The 19,914-nt window shown below is 59.8% G+C and carries 22 protein-coding genes; 5 read left to right on the top strand and 17 right to left on the bottom strand.

What is annotated here, in order from left to right:
• Positions 1 to 39: 39 nt before the first annotated feature.
• A complete protein-coding gene (locus ACYZT1_RS18800; protein ID WP_462016157.1) occupies positions 40 to 1,374 on the bottom strand; it encodes a dicarboxylate/amino acid:cation symporter in 1,335 nt (444 codons plus the stop codon).
• A gap of 335 nt (positions 1,375 to 1,709) precedes the next feature.
• Between ACYZT1_RS18800 and ACYZT1_RS18805 the strand changes: the two genes are divergently transcribed.
• A complete protein-coding gene (locus ACYZT1_RS18805; protein WP_462016158.1) occupies positions 1,710 to 2,708 on the top strand; it encodes an AraC family transcriptional regulator in 999 nt (332 codons plus the stop codon).
• A gap of 25 nt (positions 2,709 to 2,733) precedes the next feature.
• Here ACYZT1_RS18805 and ACYZT1_RS18810 read toward each other — a convergent pair whose 3' ends face one another.
• Entirely contained in the window at positions 2,734 to 4,080 is a 1,347-nt protein-coding gene (locus ACYZT1_RS18810; protein WP_462016159.1) for an ATP-binding protein, read from the bottom strand.
• A complete protein-coding gene (locus ACYZT1_RS18815; protein WP_462016160.1) occupies positions 4,077 to 4,754 on the bottom strand; it encodes a response regulator in 678 nt (225 codons plus the stop codon). Before ACYZT1_RS18815 ends, ACYZT1_RS18810 begins: the two co-directional genes overlap by 4 nt.
• A gap of 224 nt (positions 4,755 to 4,978) precedes the next feature.
• Between ACYZT1_RS18815 and ACYZT1_RS18820 the strand changes: the two genes are divergently transcribed.
• Entirely contained in the window at positions 4,979 to 5,770 is a 792-nt protein-coding gene (locus tag ACYZT1_RS18820; RefSeq protein ID WP_462016161.1) for a dienelactone hydrolase family protein, read from the top strand.
• Positions 5,771 to 5,876: 106 nt separating this feature from the next.
• Positions 5,877 to 6,602, top strand: coding sequence for a 4'-phosphopantetheinyl transferase family protein (locus tag ACYZT1_RS18825; protein WP_462016162.1), 726 nt, complete (start codon positions 5,877 to 5,879; stop codon positions 6,600 to 6,602).
• A gap of 59 nt (positions 6,603 to 6,661) precedes the next feature.
• Here ACYZT1_RS18825 and ACYZT1_RS18830 read toward each other — a convergent pair whose 3' ends face one another.
• From ACYZT1_RS18830 to ACYZT1_RS18840, 3 genes are all read right to left on the bottom strand, one after another.
• On the bottom strand, positions 6,662 to 7,876 hold the full coding sequence (locus ACYZT1_RS18830; RefSeq protein ID WP_462016163.1) for a class I SAM-dependent methyltransferase: 1,215 nt from the start codon (positions 7,874 to 7,876) through the stop codon (positions 6,662 to 6,664).
• Positions 7,877 to 7,996: 120 nt separating this feature from the next.
• The gene (locus tag ACYZT1_RS18835; RefSeq protein WP_462016164.1) at positions 7,997 to 8,368 is read right to left on the bottom strand and encodes a hypothetical protein; all 372 of its coding nucleotides are present in this window, start codon (positions 8,366 to 8,368) and stop codon (positions 7,997 to 7,999) included.
• Position 8,369: 1 nt separating this feature from the next.
• Positions 8,370 to 8,648: an Ogr/Delta-like zinc finger protein gene (locus ACYZT1_RS18840; protein WP_462016166.1), complete on the bottom strand. Its 279-nt coding sequence runs from the start codon at positions 8,646 to 8,648 to the stop codon at positions 8,370 to 8,372.
• 299 nt (positions 8,649 to 8,947) lie between these two features.
• On the opposite strand from ACYZT1_RS18840, the gene ACYZT1_RS18845 reads away from it, so the two are divergent.
• Entirely contained in the window at positions 8,948 to 9,373 is a 426-nt protein-coding gene (locus ACYZT1_RS18845; RefSeq protein WP_462016167.1) for a helix-turn-helix domain-containing protein, read from the top strand.
• Between the two features lie 20 nt (positions 9,374 to 9,393).
• Here the strand turns inward: ACYZT1_RS18845 and ACYZT1_RS18850 are convergent, their stop codons facing one another.
• The 6 genes from ACYZT1_RS18850 to ACYZT1_RS18875 all read right to left on the bottom strand — a co-directional run bounded on the left by ACYZT1_RS18850 (position 9,394) and on the right by ACYZT1_RS18875 (position 12,556).
• Positions 9,394 to 9,681 carry a phage holin family protein gene (locus tag ACYZT1_RS18850; RefSeq protein ID WP_462016168.1) on the bottom strand — a complete coding sequence of 96 codons (288 nt, stop codon included), beginning with the start codon at positions 9,679 to 9,681 and terminating at the stop codon, positions 9,394 to 9,396.
• Positions 9,682 to 10,038: a putative holin gene (locus ACYZT1_RS18855; protein WP_462016169.1), complete on the bottom strand. Its 357-nt coding sequence runs from the start codon at positions 10,036 to 10,038 to the stop codon at positions 9,682 to 9,684.
• Complete coding sequence (locus ACYZT1_RS18860; protein WP_462016170.1) at positions 10,025 to 10,324, bottom strand: helix-turn-helix domain-containing protein; 300 nt, start codon at positions 10,322 to 10,324, stop codon at positions 10,025 to 10,027. Before ACYZT1_RS18860 ends, ACYZT1_RS18855 begins: the two co-directional genes overlap by 14 nt.
• Positions 10,325 to 10,455: 131 nt before the next feature.
• Positions 10,456 to 11,073, bottom strand: a complete 618-nt coding sequence (locus ACYZT1_RS18865; RefSeq protein WP_462016171.1) for a TPM domain-containing protein — start codon at positions 11,071 to 11,073, stop codon at positions 10,456 to 10,458.
• 28 nt (positions 11,074 to 11,101) lie between these two features.
• A complete protein-coding gene (locus ACYZT1_RS18870) occupies positions 11,102 to 11,851 on the bottom strand; it encodes a TPM domain-containing protein (protein ID WP_462016172.1) in 750 nt (249 codons plus the stop codon).
• A 96-nt stretch (positions 11,852 to 11,947) separates the two neighbouring features.
• Entirely contained in the window at positions 11,948 to 12,556 is a 609-nt protein-coding gene (locus ACYZT1_RS18875; protein ID WP_462016173.1) for a LemA family protein, read from the bottom strand.
• A 236-nt stretch (positions 12,557 to 12,792) separates the two neighbouring features.
• On the opposite strand from ACYZT1_RS18875, the gene bglX reads away from it, so the two are divergent.
• Positions 12,793 to 15,084: a beta-glucosidase BglX gene (bglX, locus tag ACYZT1_RS18880; protein ID WP_462016174.1), complete on the top strand. Its 2,292-nt coding sequence runs from the start codon at positions 12,793 to 12,795 to the stop codon at positions 15,082 to 15,084.
• Positions 15,085 to 15,311: 227 nt separating this feature from the next.
• Here bglX and ACYZT1_RS18885 read toward each other — a convergent pair whose 3' ends face one another.
• From ACYZT1_RS18885 to ACYZT1_RS18905, 5 genes are all read right to left on the bottom strand, one after another.
• Positions 15,312 to 16,469 carry a phospholipase D-like domain-containing protein gene (locus tag ACYZT1_RS18885; protein ID WP_462016175.1) on the bottom strand — a complete coding sequence of 386 codons (1,158 nt, stop codon included), beginning with the start codon at positions 16,467 to 16,469 and terminating at the stop codon, positions 15,312 to 15,314.
• Position 16,470: 1 nt separating this feature from the next.
• Positions 16,471 to 17,061, bottom strand: coding sequence for a YceI family protein (locus ACYZT1_RS18890; RefSeq protein ID WP_462016176.1), 591 nt, complete (start codon positions 17,059 to 17,061; stop codon positions 16,471 to 16,473).
• Between the two features lie 239 nt (positions 17,062 to 17,300).
• On the bottom strand, positions 17,301 to 17,618 hold the full coding sequence (locus ACYZT1_RS18895; RefSeq protein WP_462016177.1) for an amidase: 318 nt from the start codon (positions 17,616 to 17,618) through the stop codon (positions 17,301 to 17,303).
• Entirely contained in the window at positions 17,615 to 18,709 is a 1,095-nt protein-coding gene (locus ACYZT1_RS18900) for a serine hydrolase domain-containing protein (RefSeq protein ID WP_462016178.1), read from the bottom strand. Before ACYZT1_RS18900 ends, ACYZT1_RS18895 begins: the two co-directional genes overlap by 4 nt.
• A gap of 184 nt (positions 18,710 to 18,893) precedes the next feature.
• Positions 18,894 to 19,781, bottom strand: a complete 888-nt coding sequence (locus ACYZT1_RS18905) for an acyl-CoA dehydrogenase middle domain-containing protein (protein ID WP_462016179.1) — start codon at positions 19,779 to 19,781, stop codon at positions 18,894 to 18,896.
• Positions 19,782 to 19,914 lie beyond the last annotated feature (133 nt).

Here is a 19,914-nt window from a genome sequence, read left to right on the forward strand (position 1 = left end):
CCTAGGCGGGTTTTCAGTCTTGCGAGAGTAATGCGAGGGTTACTTGACGCTGGCCGGCGTCGGGCCTTCGGCAACGCCCAGGTCGTCCTCTTCACGCTCTTCGGCGATACCGCGACCGCCGGAAGCCAGCTCTGCGTGCATCACGTCGGTGTCCAGTTCCTTGACCCACTTGGCCACAACCAGCGTGGCAACAGCGTTACCCACCAGGTTGGTCAACGCACGGGCTTCGGACATGAAGCGGTCGATGCCCAAGATCAGCGCCAGACCGGCCACCGGCAAGTGGCCAACAGCCGACAGGGTCGCGGCCAGCACGATAAAGCCGCTACCGGTGACGCCTGCAGCGCCTTTGGAAGACAGCAGCAACACCACCAGCAGGGTGATCTGGTGCGACAGGTCCATGTGTGTATCGGTGGCTTGCGCAATGAACACAGCCGCCATGGTCAGGTAGATGGCGGTGCCGTCGAGGTTGAACGAGTAACCGGTCGGGATCACCAGACCCACAACGGATTTCTTCGCGCCCAGACGCTCCATCTTGATCAGCATGCGCGGCAGTACCGATTCCGAGGAAGAAGTACCCAGCACGATCAACAGCTCTTCACGGATGTAGCGAATCACTTTGATCACACTGAAGCCGTGAGCGCGAGCGATGCCGCCGAGCACGATCAGGATGAACAACACACAGGTAATGTAGAAGCAGGCCATCAACTGACCCAGTTGCACCAGCGAGCCAACGCCGTAGGCACCAATGGTGAACGCCATGGCGCCGAAGGCACCGATTGGCGCGAGCTTCATGATCATATTGATGATGTTGAACATCACGTGGGCGAAGCGATCAATCAAGTCCAGCAGCGGCTTGCCGTAGGAACCCAGGCGATGCAGGGCGAAACCGAAGATCACCGAGAACATCAGCACTTGCAGGATGTCGCCTGTGGCAAAGGCGCCGACGATGGTGGACGGGATCACGTTGAGCAGGAAGCCGACCACGCTTTGATCAGCACCGGCCGCTACATACTGGGCGACTTTCGAGGCATCCAGGGTGGAAACGTCGATGTGCATGCCGTTGCCCGGCTGGACGATGTTGACCACCACCAGACCCACCAGCAATGCGATGGTCGAAACAATTTCGAAGTAGAGCAGCGCGTAACCGCCGGTCTTGCCGACCGACTTCATGTTCTGCATGCCGGCGATACCGCTGACGACGGTGCAGAAGATGATCGGCGCGATGATCATTTTGATCAGTTTGATGAACCCGTCACCCAGCGGCTTGAGGGCCACACCGGTCTGCGGATAGAAGTGACCGAGCAGGATGCCGATGGCGATGGCAACGATCACCTGGAAATACAGGGATTTGTAGATTGGCTGACGAGTCGTCATTGCAAAGTTCCTCAAGAGCGCCCGGTGCAACATCCGACTGTTGCCTGGACACCTGAATCGCGAACCCTCCTGCACTGGAGGGATTTGTTTTTTCGAGCTGCTCGATGGCAAGTCTCTGCGGGTTGTATCGCAAGCGTCGTGCCACGTTCGGAAGAAGCTCTGCGAGCCCCGTTTTGTAAGGGCTTGGGAGTTATTCAGGACGTTTGGCGAGCGAACGTCGATGGCGGGTTTCCGCCCAAGCTGTAGTACTCGTCCTACAATTTGGCGGATATCCGCCTTGTCCCGCTTCAGCCATCGCGACTACCATCCGCCGCTCGATAGCCGGAACCGCCCGTATGCGCGAACGCACCATCGCCAGCCATTTCGCCCGCGCCGCACTCGGCGGCGCGCGTCGACGCGGGTTCGACTATTCAGAGGTATTGCAGCAGGTGGGCATCAGTGCCGAATTGCTCGACGAGCCTCGGGCGCGCATTGCGCCGGAGCAGTTCACCCGCTTGATCCAGAGCCTGTGGCAGGCGCTGGATGACGAGTACCTGGGATTTGCAGCGCTGCCGAGCAAACCCGGCACGTTCGCGATGATGTGCCATGCGCTGATTCACTGTCGCAATCTGGATAAAGCCCTTCAGCGCGGCCTGCTGTTTTACAGCCTGTTTGCGGACGGCCCGGCCCTGACCCTGACCTGCGAAGGCGAAATGATTCGCCTGAGCCTGGACGATTCGCAGTTTCGCGACCCGGACCATTTCCTTACCGAAAGCCAGTTGTTGGTGTGGCACCGCCTCGGCAGTTGGCTGATCGGCCAGCGCATCCGGCTGGAGCAGGCTACCTTCAGCTACCCAAAGCCGGCGCACGGCGCCGAATACGATTTGCTGTTTCCCTGCGCGCTGGCGTTTTCGGCGGCACAGAGCAGCCTGCTGTTCCACAGTCGCTACCTGGCCTTGCCGTTGTTGCAGGACGAACGCACGCTCAAGCATTTCCTCGAGCGATCACCCGCCGATCTGCTCTCGCGCCCGGATGACGGCGACAGCCTGAGCAGCCAGTTGCGTCGTTTGCTCAGCCGCGACAGTTCAACCTGGCCGGACCTGGAAGCGGTAGCCGCGCATCTGCACATCAGCCCACAAACCTTGCGCCGGCATTTGCGTGAAGAAGGCTCCAGTTTTCAGGAATTGAAGGACCAGTTGCGCCGCGACATTGCGATTTATCACCTGAGTCGGGCGGATCTGTCGCTGCAGCAAATTGCCGAGCAGCTGGGGTTTTCCGAGCCATCGGCGTTTCATCGGGCGTTCAAGAAATGGACCGGCCTGACGCCGGGGGCTTATCGCGCGCAGGAACATTGAACCTGTGGGAGCCGGCGGTCGGCGGTCAAACCAGCGGAAAATGAATCCGGAAGGCCGCCCCGCCCAACGTTGAATCCCCAAGCGTCAGCTTCGCGCTGTAACTCTCGATGATGTCCTTGACCACCGCTAACCCGATCCCCTGTCCCGGATGCTGGCGATCCAGCCGTTCACCTCTTCGCAGAATCCGCGTGCGCTGCTCGGGCGGCACGCCGGGCCCATCATCCTCGACGCACAACTCAATGCCGCCCGGCATTTCCCGCACACTGAGGCGCACCTGCCCAAGGCACAGGCGATAGGCGTTTTCCAGCAGGTTGCCGAGCATTTCCAGCAAGGCACCCTGCTCGACCGGCACATGACACTGATCGGGTAAATCGAACGTCACTTGCACACGCTTGTCGCGGTAAACCTTGTCCAGCGTGTCGCACAGGCTTTGCAGCACCGGGCGCAGGCGCACCTGATGGCGCACCAGACCGCTCTTGCGCAGGCTCGCCCGTTGCAACTGATAGCTGATCTGCTGGCTCATGCGTTCGATCTGTGTTTGCAGCACCCAGGCGTGATCGCGTTCCTGTGCACGCTTGGCCATGTCTTCACTGACGCCCTGCAACACCGCCAGCGGGGTTTTCAGGCTGTGCGCCAGGTCATCCAGTGAATCGCGATAGCGGCTGCGCTGTTCGCGCTCGCTGTGCAGCAAGCGGTTAAGCGAACCGGTCAGGCGCAGCAACTCACGGGGGTGCTGTTCGCTCAGGCTTTGGCGCTCGCCGCTTTCGATTTCATCCAGTTCCTGACTGAGCCGGCGCAAGGCCTTCAAACCCCAGGTCAGGCCAATCCACAACAACGCCAGCAGCACCAGCAGCGCGGCGCCAAAACCGAAATAAAGATTTTCGCGCAGGCCTTCAAGCGTGACTTCGTACTCGCGCACCGGTTGCAGCGCGACAATGCTGTATGCCGCACTTTTGCCACCGAGCAGTTTGACTTCGACGTCATAGACGAAAAATTCCTGGCCGTTGGCTTCGCTGATTCGGGCGAACTCGCTACCGCGCCCGTCATATCGCGGCACATAGTTGAGGTGTTCTTCGCGAGTGCCGTTCGAGCGCCAGACCACATGCCCTTCGCGGTCATAGATGTAACCGAGCAAGCGGCCATCAGTGAGATTGAAGCGCTCATCGGGCAATTGCGCGGGCATCTGCAGATTATTGTGGTCCACGCGGGCGGCGGAGATCAGCGTAGTGACGTCCGAGGCCAGGCGTTGCTCGATGGAATCACGCAGCGCCAGGCTGAACGCACCTTGCATCGCCGGCAGCAGCGCGAGCATGAACAACACCGCCAACAGTGTGGCGGCGAGCATCAGGCGCACGCGAAGCGAACGGATCAAGTGCAGCGCTCAGTGAACAAATAGCCGAGGCCGCGCACGGTATCGATCGGCTTGAAACCCGAGGTGCCTTCCAGCTTGCGGCGCAGTCGGCCGACCAGCACTTCGATCACGTTGGGATCGCGCTCGTCATCGTCCGGGTACAGCTGTTCCATCAAGCGGTCCTTGGCAACCACTTGCTGATGGTGGCGCATCAGGTATTCGAGAATCCGGTATTCATAGGCGGTCAGCGCGAGCGGCTGTTCGTCGAGGGACGCCTGTTTGCGGTTGAGGTCGAGCAACAATGGCCCGGCGACGATGGTCGACTGGGTAAAGCCGCTGGAGCGACGCAGCAGTGCGTTGAGCCGTGCCTCGAGTTCTTCGAACTGGAACGGCTTGACCACGTAATCGTCGGCACCGGCGGCCAGGCCTTCGACCTTGTCCTGCCAGTTACCGCGCGCCGTCAGGATCAGGATCGGAAAGCTCTTGCCACGCGCGCGCAACTGACGGATCAGGTCAAGCCCGCCCAGGCCCGGCAAACCGAGGTCAATCACCGCCAGGTCGTGGTTGTACTGCTCGGCCCGGTACAGCGCCTCTTCGCCATTGGCCACGGACTCGACCACGTGGCCGCTCTCCGTCAGGCGGGTTTGCAGGTGATGGCGCAGCAGCGCTTCATCTTCGACAACCAGCAATTTCATAACGCTCTCCCGGGCAAACCACATCTCCAGCGGCACAGCGGTGAATGTTCAGGACAGATCATAGCGACCCAAAAGATGCTGCTCCCGGAGTTTAATGCCAATGTGCGAGACCGACACGTTGGCGCAACATTACGCAGCGATGCCTGAACTGTGCCTGAACACACGCCGAACCACAGCTGACGCAAATCGACTAGGCTGTTTTGACGACTTCTGGAGATTCGATCATGCGTGTGTTGCTGACCCTTTGCCTGGTAGCCCTGAGCGGGCTGACCCAGGCAGCCATCAAAACCGGGGAAATCCCTTACCAAGGCGCCGACGGCACCAAATTGATTGGTTACTACGCCTATGACGACGCGATAAAAGGCCCGCGTCCGGGCGTTGTGGTGGTGCATGAATGGTGGGGGCTGAACGATTACACCAAGCGGCGCGCCCGTGATCTCGCCGGTCTTGGCTACAGCGCTCTGGCCATCGATATGTATGGCGACGGAAAAAACACCGAACACCCCAAGGACGCCATGGCGTTCATGCAGGCCGCATTGAAAGACAGTGCGGCAGCCAGCGCACGCTTTCAGGCCGGGCTCGACCTGTTGAAGAAACAGGCACAGACCGATCCGGATAAAATCGCCGCGATCGGTTATTGCTTCGGCGGTGGCGTGGTGTTGAACGCGGCGCGTCAAGGATTACCTCTGGCAGGTGTGGTGAGCTTCCACGGTTCGCTGGTGACCAAAACGCCGGCGACACCGGGCAGCGTCAAAGCGAAAATCCTCGTCGAGCATGGCGCACAGGACAGCATGGTGACGGCGCAGAACGTCGCAGCGTTCAAGGCGGAAATGGACAAGGCCGGGGCCGATTACCAGTTCGTCAGTCTGGAAGGGGCCAGGCATGGCTTCAGTAATCCCGATGCGGATCGCCTGGGTCACGGTGATCATGGCGGGCCGGACATTGGTTACAGCAAGGCTGCGGATGAAAAATCCTGGGCGGACATGCAGGCGTTCTTCAAGAAAATCTTTGGTTGACAGGGTCAACCGGGGCGCGGCTTTCGCGAGCAGTCTCGCGAGTGGCCGCCCTGCGGTCTGACGCCAGGACTACCCAGCCCGAAGACAACCCGGCAAAATGCCCGTCATGAATCCCGCCCCTGCCCTCCCTGTCTGCTGCACCCCGCTCGATGCCCGTTGGCTGCTGCCTTTTGCGCTGGCCGATACGGTATTGCTGAGTACCCGTTTCGAAGCCTCACACCTCGCTGCCGATGATTTCCAGCGTAGCGCCATCGAGCCGCCTGCGAGCATCCAGCGTTCGGTCGCCAAGCGTCAGGCCGAATTTCTTGCCGGGCGCGTGTGTGCCCGTGCCGCGTTGCTGGCGCTGGACGGGCTCGACTTCACCCCCGCCATCGGTGAAGACCGCGCCCCGGTCTGGCCGGCGCATATCAGTGGTTCCATCACCCACAGCAGCGGCCGCGCTGCGGCGATCGTCGCGCGCAAACGTGATTGGCGCGGTCTCGGGATGGACCTGGAAAACCTGCTGGAACCGGAGCGGGCAGAACGCCTGGCCGGTGAAATTCTTACGCCAGCGGAATTGCAACGCATGGCCGCCGGCCCGCGGGATCAAGCGGCGCTGCGGGTGACTCTGACGTTTTCAGTGAAGGAAAGCCTGTTCAAGGCGCTGTATCCGATCGTTCGCCAGCGCTTCTATTTCGAACACGCCGAAGTGCTGGAATGGAACGAGCGCGGCGAAGTGCGACTGCGGCTGCTCACCGACCTGTCCAGTGAATGGCGCAACGGCACTGAACTCGATGCGCAATTCGCCGTGATGGATGGGCAGCTATTGAGCCTGGTTGGCGTCAAGGCTTGAAGGTCAGGTAGCAGGACAATCGCGTTATCGTTCTTCGCGAGCAAGCTTTGCTTCTACGGTCAGAGGTAGCCGTCAGCGCGTAACAAAGTTTCGAGGCAGTGTTCACGGATTTGGTAGAAATCCTTCAACTCCTGGATTTTCGCCAACAATTGCGCTCGGTCTCCGGGTTCGGCGCGCTTGACCGCCAGGATCATTTTGTTCTTGTTGGTGTGATCCAGCGAGATGAACTCAAACACTTTGGTTTCGTAACCGCATGCCTCGAGAAACAGCGCGCGCAAACTGTCGGTGACCATTTCTGCCTGCTGGCCCAGATGCAGACCGTATTGCAGCATCGGTTTGAGCAGCGCCGGGCTCTGGATTTGCAAGCGGATCTGCTTGTGGCAGCACGGCGAGCACATGATGATCGACGCGCCGGAGCGAATACCGGTGTGAATCGCGTAGTCGGTGGCGATGTCGCAGGCGTGCAGTGCGATCATCACGTCCAGCTCGCTCGGCGCGACGCTACGCACGTCACCGCATTTGAACACCAGCCCCGGGTGTTCGAGTTTTGCTGCAGCCGCGTTACACAATGTCACCATGTCCTCACGCAATTCGACACCGGTAACTTCTGCTTCGGCGTTGAGCGTATTGCGCAAATAGTCGTGAATCGCGAACGTCAGGTAACCCTTGCCCGAGCCAAAATCCGCGACCCGCACCGGTTTGTCCAGCGCCAGCGGCGAAGTGGTCAGGGCGTGGCTGAAGACTTCGATGAACTTGTTGATCTGCTTCCACTTGCGCGACATCGCCGGGATCAGCTCGTGCCTGCTGTTGCTCACGCCCAGGTCGGCGAGGAATGGCCGGCTCAGGTCGAGGAAACGGTGTTTTTCGCGGTTGTGCTCAGCGGACGGGACTTCACGCAGTTGCTGCGGTTTGCTCTTGAACAACGAAGCCTTGCCTTTTTTGCTGTATTCGAGCTGGGCTTCGTCGGTCAAAGTCAGCAAGTGTGCATTCTTGAAAGCGGCTGGCAACAGCGCGGCGATGGTCGCCACTCCCTCGGTGAGCGGGAGGTTCTTGGTGATGTCGCGGGTCTTGTAGCGGTAGACGAAGGACAGGCAGGGCTGATCCTTCACCGTCGTTTGCTTGATGATCAAACGCTGCAGGTCGGGCTCTGTGCCGACGTACCTGGCCAGCACGAGTTTGATGAATGCATTGGCGTCGAGACCGCTTTGCAGCAGGGCGATAAACCGGGCGTGATGATCCGGCACGAGGCTGGCAGGTTTGACGGTGATGGACATGAAAAACGGCCTTGGGCGATACGAGTCAGGAATGGCCGTCATTTTAAGGGAGATGGGGACGATGGGCACGGCGTTATTTTTAACAGGTCCTGGTATCGGCGCCCGGGACCTGGATAACACTCACGAGCGTCCCGTCTCAACCAACCGCAGCTTGCGATTATTGGGTGAATTGATGACGTATTTGACAATCAACCCCACTGGCACCGCCCATGTCAGGCCATTGGCGGGATCAGTCACCACCGCGATCGTCTCCGAACTGGCGGCGACATCCAGGCGCCGGCGGTCGTGGCTGGACTTGAGAATCCCATAGGCGTGGCTGACCAGTTTTTCAGCCAGATGCAGCGGCACATCCATATTTTGCAAATGCTTGACGGTTCGGCAGAACAGTATCTGATCATCCAGCAACCCGTCGGTTTCATGGCGAGTGAGGAACGCTTGAGCGATGTCCAGCAGGTCCCCATTCATTTCAAAGTAATCATCGCCTGCTGTCATTTCAGGCCTCCGGTTGCGTGTCTGTAGACGACGTGCTGACCGCAACCGGCCGGGCGGCACTACGCAAATCAGGTCCGGCGAACGGCAAACGCACCGCCGGGTTGGGCATTCCGCTGGGCGACAGTTCATGGGTCATTTCGAACTCGGCCCGAACCGACCATCCGCAGGCTTCCGAGGTGCATTGCAAATACGCAACCCGCAAAAAAATATGACGGCCCTCGCTGGTCCGGATCCGCATACGGCTCAAACAATGCGGGCACACCATTTTGTAGGTACTCATGCTTGACTCCCAGTAGTCATATGGTCGTAATCAACTTGATCAAACGAAGTACTGCTTGAAGCACTGATCGCTCCGGTCCGGTCATGCGAATAACGTCTGCCAGATATAAGGAATTGAATCGGCAGTCGCGGATTGAGTACACGTCAAGCTTGTAGGAAATTGCACTGATACCATTAGGAAGTTTCGTCATCGTATTCTTCTAATCCAAAGTTGAAGTTTGATTACTGACAAGACAAAACAAACTCATATCGCATACGTTAAATACTCAAAAAGCATGTGTCAAAAGGAAGAGGCTCAAATTGCGTAGCAAAAAATCACAGGCCGTTCTGGCTCGCCTCAAGCTCGCAACAGGCGCAACGACTGACGCATCTTTGTCTCTAGCACTGAAGATCAGTCCTCAGACGCTGAGCAGCTGGAAGGGCCGTGGCAGCACACCGTACTCATTATGCGTAGATTTTGCTCATACCCATGGCATCTCACTGGACTGGTTACTGCTCGGTGAAGGACCGATGTTGCGTCCTGCAGCGGGCGATCTCGCAGAGCGCAGTCAAGAAACTACACTGCAGGAGAACACGATCCTTGCCCTGTGGCGGTTGCTCAACGATGACGACCGTCACGCCATCCAATGCGCACTGGAAGAAAAACGGCGACTGCGGGACCTGGAACTCAAACTGGCCGCAATGTCTTCTGCACTTTCGGCACTTCAGCGCGGTAATGACATGTAAACCAAACAGCCACTCGCGTTTCACTGCCTCAACACATACCACAGCACCCTGAGGTTCCCACCGCAGCGAAAGATCAGCGTGCAAGCCAGAACGCTCACGGCTGTGTGCCACGGGCTCACTGGTACACCTTTTAGAAGAACGTCCATGCCGGCAAGGCAAAACAGGCTGCCAAATAAACTGTTGATGAGGCCGCCTCGCCAGCTATATTGCTCTTCGTTGCGGTGATAACAGGCCAGCCTGAACGCACTCAGTAAATGCGCAATGCCTGTCATTACGATAAGCCCCATCATCGCCGTCGCCGTCACCATTTACTGTCGCCCCCGCAGGTGCCGAACGATGTCAGCAATTCCGGCACCATCGATCCATTGCATCAGCTTTATGCTGATAGGGATGACAACCAGCGCGCAGAGAAACGCCGTCACGCCCTCAGTCAGAAAAGGTGCCATGGGCAACGCGACAGGCGTGAACAGATAGCCCACACCTGCTGACAGCAATAAAGAGCCCATTCGTTGCCATGCCTTGAAATTTGCGCGCGTGGTGGTCACCAGCCACGCACCGAGCGCCGCACCGAACAACGCTTCTCCATCGATGGCCGGTAACGTGCCGATTCCCAGCCCCAACAGCAGCCCACCAATGGTGTTCGAGACCGAGTCAGTCATGCTCATGCCGACCTCCGCCGTTGTACCCGCCGACATCGATGACGCCCAGTTCAATGGCCTTGAGCAAGGCGGCACTGCGTGAATTGACAGCGAACTTGCGGCGGATGTTGGAGAAGTGAAAGTTGACCGTGGATTCCGAGCAATTCTGAATTCTTGCGATCTCCCAAGAGGTTTTACCCTTCCAGCACCACAGCAGGGTTTGCGTCTCTTTGGCAGTCAATTGGGCGGGCACCGACTTTTCGTTATCGTGCGGGACACCCCCAAAAGGATTGAGCGGTTGATTCGTTGACATGACAAAACTCCCTCCAGGCCGGAACGCCCGTGGTCGGGCGTTGGTTAATGGAAAGAGATCTTGGAGACAAGCCGGCGCTCAAACAACGAGCGGGATTTGTAGGGCGCAGCGGTACATCAAGGGCCGACTTCTCAGCGCAGCACCACCAATCGATTCGGCAATTCATTTCTGACGTGCGTCACCGGTACGTGCATTTTCAGCAACTCACCACACGCTTCGACGCACGTCACAAACCCCTGCACGGTCTGGCCCTGTTTCACTTGCTCGGTAAACGCCGCGACAATTGCGTCCCAATGCGCGTTGTCCAGCCGCGTGGAGATCCCCTGGTCCACCAGAATTTCCACATAACGCTCAGCCTCGGAGACGAAAATCAGGATGCCGGTACTGCCCACGGTGTGGTGCAGGTTCTGCTCCAGAAACTGTCGCCGGGCCAGGTTTGACGCCCGCCAGTGACGCACCGAACGCGGGACCAGGTGAGTGGTGATGCTGGGGATTTTAAACAGCAGGCAGAGCACGATGAACGTGCCCCATTGCACCATCAGCAAAGTGTGCAGGGTCAGCCAGCCACTCAGGTAGTGCACGACGCCCGGCACCACCAGCGCCAGCAAGCTGGCCCACAGCAGCGGGATGTACGCGTAGTTGTCGGCGCGGGCCGCGAGCACGGTCACCAGTTCGGCGTCGGTGTCGCGCTCGACCCGGGCGATCGCCTCGGCGACCTTGCGTTGTTCCTGTTCAGTGAGTAAAGCCATGGTTACGATTGCCTGTTCAATGTTGTGATCACCAGCCGCCCGACGAACCGCCGCCCCCGAAACTGCCTCCGCCGCCGCCGAAGCCACCGTCCCCACCGCCGCCAAAACCGCCACCGCCAAAGCCACCACCCGAACCGCCACGACCGCCCCCGCCGCTGGGCAGAATGCCGAGCATCTGACAGACGAATACGACAAGGATGAACAGCATCACCAGAAAGACGAATACACCCGGATGCTGCGAGAGGAATTCGCCCTGATCACCGCGCGTTCCGTAAATGGTCGACGGCTCATCCAGCGGATTGCCGCCCAGCACCACCAGCATCGCCGCGACGCCATCGCTGATGCCCTTGCTGAAATTACCGGTCTTGAACGCGGGGGTGATCACCTGATTGATGATCACCGAACTCTGCGCATCGGTCAGACGGTCTTCCAGGCCATAACCGACTTCGATGCGCAGCTTGCGATCATCGCGGGCGACAATCAGCAATGCGCCGTTGTTCTTGTCTTTCTGGCCGATTCCCCAGTGGCGCCCGAGCTGATAACCGAAATCGGCAATGTCGGCGCCCTGTAAATCCGCCAGCGTGACCACGACCAGTTGTTCGCCCGTCGCTTTTTCATGGGCGCTGAGTTGCTGATTCAGCTGCTCGCGCACCGTGGGCTCGATCATTTGGGCGTTGTCGACGACTCGCCCCGTCAGCTGCGGAAACTTCAGCTCGGCCTGCGCCGACACCGCAAACACCCAGAACAACAACACCAGGCCCATTTTCAACACACGCATAGACAACCTCGCAAGCGAGCAGCGGCAAGCTCCAAGCCTCAAGCTGCAAGCTCGCCGAGACTTGCAGCCCGCCGCTTGCAGCTTGCAGCTGCTGTTTTAGAACTTCACTTCAGGGGCTTTTTCAGCTTCCGGGCTGGTCGCCTCGAAGGTCGCGCGAGCCTGCAGATCGCTGTACATCACGCTGTGCCACAAGCGGCCCGGGAACGTGCGCAATTCGGTGTTGTATTGCTGCACCGCCAGAATGAAATCGCGGCGCGCCACGGCGATACGGTTTTCCGTGCCTTCAAGTTGCGACTGCAAGGCGAGGAAATTCTGGTTGGCTTTCAGGTCCGGATACCGCTCGGACACCACCATCAAACGACTCAGGGCACCGCTCAGCTGATCCTGGGCCTGCTGGAATTGTTTAAGCTTTTCCGGATTATCCAGTGTGCTGGCGTCCACCTGAATCGAGGTCGCCTTGGCCCGCGCTTCGATGACTGCGGTCAGGGTTTCCTGCTCGTGCTGGGCATAGCCCTTGACAGTTTCCACCAGGTTGGGGATCAGGTCGGCGCGACGCTGATACTGGTTTTGCACCTGGCCCCAGGCTGCTTTGGCCTGTTCGTCCAGGGTCGGAATCGTGTTGATGCCGCAACCGGCCAGCAACGTGGTCAGTAACATCAAGGCTGCGACTTGAAGGCTCGATCGATAGTGTTGTCGTACATTCATGTGGTTGATGCTCCCTTGCTCATTGCGTTGAAAAAACAACCTGCGAACTTTGCACCCGCTCTTGGGGCATAATCTACGACCGCCACTGGATTGCATCGTGCCAATGGGCTAAAAGATGCCCCCAGCGTTAAAGCGCTGGAAGTGTGCTGCATTTACCTGAACAACAATAGTCGCTCCCTACATTTTGGCTGACCGGTGTTTCATTCCTGCCGTTTAGGCTTTAGAGAAAACCATTCATGAAGAAGCTGTGTTTGCTGGGCCTGTTCGTCAGCCTGGCCAGTCATACCGTATTGGCCGCTACGACGCCCGCTCATCTGGAAAACAAGGACGCCTTCGTCAGCAACCTGATGGAGCAAATGACCCTCGATGAAAAAATCGGCCAATTGCGCCTGATCAGCATCGCCCCGGAAATGCCGCGCGAGCTGATCCGCAAGGAAATCGCCGCAGGCAACATCGGTGGCACGTTCAACTCGATCACGCGCCCGGAAAACCGTCCGATGCAGGACGCGGCCATGCGCAGCCGGCTGAAGATCCCGATGTTCTTCGCCTACGACGTGATCCACGGTCACCGCACGATTTTCCCGATCCCGATTGCCCTCGCGTCGAGCTGGGACATGGACGCGATCGGTCTGTCCGGGCGCGTCGCCGCCAAGGAAGCTGCCGCAGACGGCCTCGATCTTACCTTTGCGCCGATGGTCGACGTGTCCCGCGACCCGCGCTGGGGGCGCACCTCGGAAGGTTTCGGTGAAGACACCTACCTTGTTTCGCGCATTGCCGGCGTGATGGTCAAAGCCTTCCAGGGTGCTGGCGCGAACGCGGCCGACAGCATCATGGCCAGCGTCAAACACTTTGCCTTGTACGGCGCGGTCGAGGGCGGTCGCGACTACAACGTGGTCGACATGAGCCCGGTCAAAATGCACCAGGACTACCTGCCACCGTATCGCGCGGCGATCGACGCCGGCGCGGGCGGCGTGATGGTCGCGCTGAACTCGATCAACGGCATGCCGGCCACGGCCGACACCTGGCTGATGAACGATCTGCTGCGCACGGAATGGGGCTTCAAAGGTCTGGCAGTCAGCGACCACGGGGCGATTTTCGAGCTGATCAAACACGGCGTCGCCCGCGACGGTCGCGAAGCCGCGAAGCTGGCGATCAAGGCCGGCATCCACATGAGCATGAACGACACGCTTTACGGCAAGGAACTGCCGGGGCTGCTGAAGGCCGGCGAGATCCAGCAAAGCGACATCGACAACGCCGTGCGTGCCGTGCTCGGCGCCAAGTACGACATGGGCTTGTTCAAAGACCCGTACCTGCGCATCGGCAAGGCTGAAGATGACCCGGCCGACACTTACGCCGACAGTCGCCTGCACCGCGCCGAGGCCCGCGATGTCGCGCGCCGCAGCCTGGTATTGCTGAAGAATCAGGGCGAAACCCTGCCGCTGAAGAAAACCGCAAAAATTGCTTTGGTCGGTCCTCTGGCCAAAGCACCGATCGACATGATGGGCAGCTGGGCAGCCGCAGGCCGTCCGGCGCAGTCAGTCACGTTGTTCGACGGCATGACCCGCGCGCTCGGCGATCAATCGACGCTGATCTACGCCCGCGGCGCCAACATCACCAGCGACAAGAAAGTGCTCGATTACCTGAACTTCCTCAACTTCGACGCACCGGAAGTAGTCGATGATCCGCGCTCGGCGCAGGTGTTGATCGACGAAGCGGTCAACGCCGCGAAGGATGCGGATGTGATCGTGGCTGCCGTCGGCGAATCCCGTGGCATGTCCCATGAATCGTCGAGCCGAACCGACCTGAACATTCCGGCCAGTCAGCGCGATCTGATCAAAGCGTTGAAAACCACCGGCAAACCGCTGGTGCTGGTGCTGATGAACGGCCGCCCGCTGTCAATTCTCGAAGAGACGGAGCAGGCGGACGCGATTCTGGAAACCTGGTTCAGCGGCACCGAAGGCGGCAATGCGATCGCCGACGTGCTGTTCGGCGACTACAACCCGTCGGGCAAACTGCCGATCACCTTCCCGCGTTCGGTGGGGCAGATCCCGACTTACTACAATCACCTGAGCATTGGCCGGCCGTTTACGCCGGGCAAACCGGGCAACTACACCTCGCAATATTTCGATGACACCACCGGGCCGCTGTTTCCGTTCGGTTTTGGCTTGAGCTACACCCGTTTCAGCCTGACCGACATGGCGTTGTCGTCGACCACGCTGAACAAGACCGGCAAACTCGATGCCAGCGTCATGCTCGAGAACACCGGCAAGCGTGACGGCGAGGCTGTGGTGCAGTTGTACATTCAGGATGTAACCGGATCGATAATTCGCCCGGTCAAGGAACTGAAGAATTTCCAGAAAGTCATGCTCAAGGCCGGCGAACGGAAAGTTGTGCACTTCACCATCACCGAGGATGACCTGAAGTTCTTCAATGCGCAGCTCAAGTACGCGGCAGAGCCGGGCAAGTTCAACGTGCAGATCGGCCTCGATTCGCAGGATGTGACGCAGCAGAGTTTCGAGTTGTTGTAATTATTCAACCGCCAAAACCTGTGGGAAATTCCATGGTGACTGTTACACCGCCATCGCTAGCAGGCTAGCTCCCACAGGTTTCGGGCTGAAATACAACAGGGTGATCAGCCCACAATCCTTGTGTGCGAGCTTGCTCGCGATGAGGCCTTAAGGTCCAACATCTGTGTTGGGCTGTTCCTTCGCCATCGCGAGCAAGCTCGCTCCCACAGTGGTCGGCAGTGTACCAACTACCCCCGCCGATCCAGCAGATTCACCACCAACCTATCCACCCATCCCCACACCCGCTGCTTGACCCGTCGCCACAGCGGCCGGCGCTGCCAGGCTTCGAGGCTGATTTCCTGGCTGAGCGCAAAATCCTTGTCGAAACTCGCTGCCACTGCCTGGGTCAAGCCGGCGTCCAGTGCTTCGAGGTTGGCCTCCAGATTGAAGCGCAGATTCCAGTGATCGAAATTGCACGAACCGATGCTGACCCAGTCGTCGATCAGGACCATTTTCAGGTGCAGGAAACACGGCTGGTACTCGTAGATCCTCACCCCGGCCTTGAGCAGTCGCGGGTAATAGCGATGGCCGGCGTAGCGCACCGACGGATGATCGGTGCGTGGTCCGGTAAGCAGCAGGCGCACGTCGATGCCACGCGCGGCGGCGCGACGTAACGAACGGCGGACTTTCCAGGTCGGCAGGAAATACGGCGTGGCCAGCCAGATGCGCTGCTGGCCGCTGTTCAATGCACGAACCAGCGATTGCAGGATATCGCGATGCTGACGGGCGTCGGCATAGGCGACCCGCCCCATGCCTTCGCCCTTGGCCGGCACCCGGGGCAGGCGCGGCAAGCCGAAATTGGCGGTGGGCTTCCAGGCCCGCCGATGGCGGTTGGCGATCCACTGCCGGTCGAACAGCAATTGCCAGTCGATCACCAGCGGGCCGCTGATTTCCACCATGACTTCATGCCATTCACTGATGTCCTCGCCGGGCGTCCAGAATTCGTCGGTGACGCCCGTGCCGCCGACTACCGCCAGACACTGATCCACGAGCAACAACTTGCGATGATCGCGATACAGATTGCCAACCCAGCGGCGCCAGTTCAGGCGATTGTAAAAACGCAACTCGACACCCGCCGCCGTCAGTCGCTGGCGCAAGGCAGGGGTGAAGGCGAGGCTGCCGTAATCATCGAACAGACAACGCACGCGCACGCCGCGTTCGGCCGCTTGCACCAGTGCCAGAACCATCGCATCGGCGCAGGCGCCCGCCTCGACCAGATACAGTTCCAGTTCGACCTGCTCCTGGGCGCGAGCGATCGCCAGCAGCATGCGCGGGAAAAACTGCGGACCGTCGACCAGCAACTCAAACCGGTTGCCTTCACGCCAAGGGAAAATCGCCCCGGACATGTCAGCGCGCCGTGAAAATCAGCACCGCACCCACCGGCACCGACAAACTGATCGCTGACAAACCGGCAACCTTGCGCAGATTTTCCAGACCTGGCGCCAGGTCGAAATCGGCGGCGTTGATCACCAGCGGCTCAAGGGTGACCACTTGAAAGCGGCGATCATCGAGGCGTGTTGCCAGCAACTCGGCGTTGTATTCGTGGGTTTTGCCGTGAAGTTTGACAGTCACCGGCAGGCGCAATTCGAGTTGTGCGCCAGGCGCGAGGTCGTTGATCGGGCGCAGATCGATCTGCGTCGTGATCACCGCCTCGGGGAAATTCTGGATCTCGAACAGTTCCTTGCGCATACGTTCGTCGCGCAGCGGCACACCGCTGTTGACCGATTCGAGCTCGACTTCCACCTCGGCCACGCCTTTGGGGCTGACTTTGCCGTGCAGCACCAGAAAGCGATTCACTTCAGAGATGTGGGCATTTTTAGTGCTGACGAACGACAGCCGCGAGGATTCGCCGTCGAGGTACCAATTGGCCTGGGCCGACAGCGAGGTGCCAGCCAATAGCAGGCATGCGAGGGTGTTGCCAAGAGAGCGGTTGAGCATAAAGACCCGTGTTGAAAATAAACGTGCACGAACCTTAACCGCCCGCGTGCCAGATGCAAACTGTCATCACTGACACCCGACCACTGTGGCGAGGGGGCTTGCCCCCGTTCGGCTGCGCAGCAGTCGCAAAATCAGCCGCCTCGGTTAGTGAGAAATAATACCGTCGCAGGTTTTGGCACTGCTTCGCAAAGCAACGGGGATAAATCCCCTCGCCACAGAAGCGTGCTTGCCGTGCGTATTCAAGGATCCAGTCGGCAGCCTTGGCGTGGGCTGATCCAGCTGGCGCTGTTGCTGCGGCCCATGCCGCTGGCGGTGATGCGTTTGCTCGCGGTGTCATCGGTAAACCCGCTGGTGGGCAGCCATTGCTTCACGTAACCGCGGCAATAATCCGCGTCGTTGTTCATCACATAGCGGCACGAACAATATTCCTTCGCGGTGTAGGCGCTGATGATGTCGGGGAACGCCCAGAGCGCCACACGCTCGTGCCAGATCCAGCCGAAAAAAGCGATCATGATCAGCCCGAGCGTAGTGAACGGTCGGCGAAGGAAACGGTTCATGGTTGCACCCTGCCGGCGAAGGCTTTCAGCGCGAATTTGAGCAGCTCATTGTGTCGATACGTGCCATCGCGATCATCGCCGTAGCGCACAATAACCAGCTTTTCGCCGGGCATCACGTACATTGCCTGCCCCCAATGACCTAAGGCAGCAAAGGTGTCGGCGGGGGCATCTGGCCAGGGTTTTGCGCCGCTGGTTGTCGAGCGATTGAGCCACCAGTGGCCGCCGGGAACCGCTTCGTCCTGATTCGCTTTATAACCGGCGAACGGCGCGCGGTTGAACGCTACCCAGTCTCCAGGCAGCAATTGTCGATCGCGCCAGCGACCCTCGCGCGCCATCAACAAACCGATTCGCGCCAGATCGCGCGCGGTCAGGTATGCGTATGACGAGCCAACGAACGTGCCGCTGGCGTCGCTTTCCCAAACGGCGTCGCGGATGCCCAGTGGCTCGAACAGCGCGGTCCACGGATAGTCCGCATAGCGCGCAGGCCCGACGATGTTTTTCAGTGCAGCGGACAACAGGTTGGTGTCGCCGCTGGAATAGCGGAAGGCCTGACCGGGCCTGGCGTACCCGGTGTGATCCGCGGTGAACGCCGCCATGTCTTGCCGGCCGCGGGTGTAGAGCATGGCGACCACCGAGGACTTCAACGGTGCGTACTCGTAATCCTCTTGCCAGTCCAGCCCGGAGGCCCAGTGCAGCAGGTCGGCCATGCTGATGGCCGGGTGCTTTTGCAGCGGCGGATAATACTTCAACGCCGGGTCGTCCAGTTTGAACAGGCCCTCGCCCCAGGCCACCCCGAGAAGGGTCGCCAGCAGGCTTTTGCTGATGGACCAGGTCAGGTGAGGCGTCTGCGCGTGGGTCGGAGCGGTGTAGCGTTCGTAGATCAATTGACCGTCGCGGATCACCAGCAAGGCATCGGTGCGGATGCCTCGACGAGTGACGTCGTCGCGGGGTGGGAAGGCGTAGTTTTCCAGGGCTTGCAGGTCGGGACCGGTGACGCCCGGGCCGGATGACCATTGCTCGCCGGGCCAGGTTTCAGCGATGGCCGGGACGCTGATCAACAGGATAAGGAACAAAGACAAGCCTTTGAACATGGTGGGGGCTCGATGGACAGACCTGCTGAGCCTAATCGAGGTTGATGACAGTTCCGGGGTTTTTGGTGCCAGTCAGTCCGCCTTCGCGGGCAAGCCTCGCTCCCACAGGTTCTGCGTCGTGCCGGGGATTGGTCAGCAGCACCGATGAACCTGTGGGAGCTGGGCTTGCCCGCGAAGGGGCCCGTCAATCCAGCGAAAATCCTGCCAGTGCCTTGGCCAACCGCTTGCCCCGCGCGCCCGCCGCCAGATCCATCACCGCCTGATCACGCTGCCACATCACCGCCCATTGCTGCGGCCCATTGGTCATCGCCAGGCCGACCTCGGCCCTGAGCCCGTCAAACTGCGCGAACAAGCCGCCTAGCAACACATGCCCTGCAAGATTACTCGGCGCTTGCCGGCTCGCTTCCGCGCAGCCGGCCAACAGCGCCAGCAAGCGCAATTGCAAGGTCTGCGACCAGTCGCACGCCTGCCCGACGCCATACAGCCACGCGGTCATCGCGCTCAGCACATACACATCTTCAAGGGTGCGAAACGGTTTGACGTAGGCATCCCAACCATCCCCGGCCAGCAGCTCGCACTGGGCATCGTCCAGCACCAGCCGACCGTGGCTGATGTCCGGCATCAGCGGGATCGGCGGCAGTTTTTCCACTCGCACGCCCGGTTCGTCGGGATAGACCACCGCCAGGCTCAAACGCGCGCGTTCACCCGCTGACTCGCAGCGAGCGGCAATCAGCAACCAGTCGGCCGCGTCGCCGGCGGTGACGAAATCCTTGCGCCCGCTCAGGCGTAATCCGCTCAACCGGGTCTGCATGTCGGCTACGCGCAGGCTGCGTTGCTCCGTGGCACACAACGCGCCCAGGCTATGCGGCGCGCTCGGCCAGAGCATGCGCAATGCCGCCTGATACCCCACCAGAAACGCAAGCCCCGGCGTTGCCATCAAACGTCCGCCAAGCACCGCCAGCTCGAACGGCGTCACCGTGCCCAGATGCTGCAACAGGGTCGCAAAGCCGTCGCCCAGGTTCGGGTCGGCGGGCAGGCGATCGCGGCGATTCAACAGGGTTTGCCAAGGCATCAGAGGCTCCTCGTGGGCTGTCATATAAGCATCACCAAAGCTTCATGGCGATGACACCGGGGCTACATAGCCTGACTTTGCACAACACGGCTGCATAAAGAAAGTGGATCGGCTGTTAACCAAGACGGGTGAG

This window comes from Pseudomonas sp. PB3P13 (assembly GCF_054897735.1).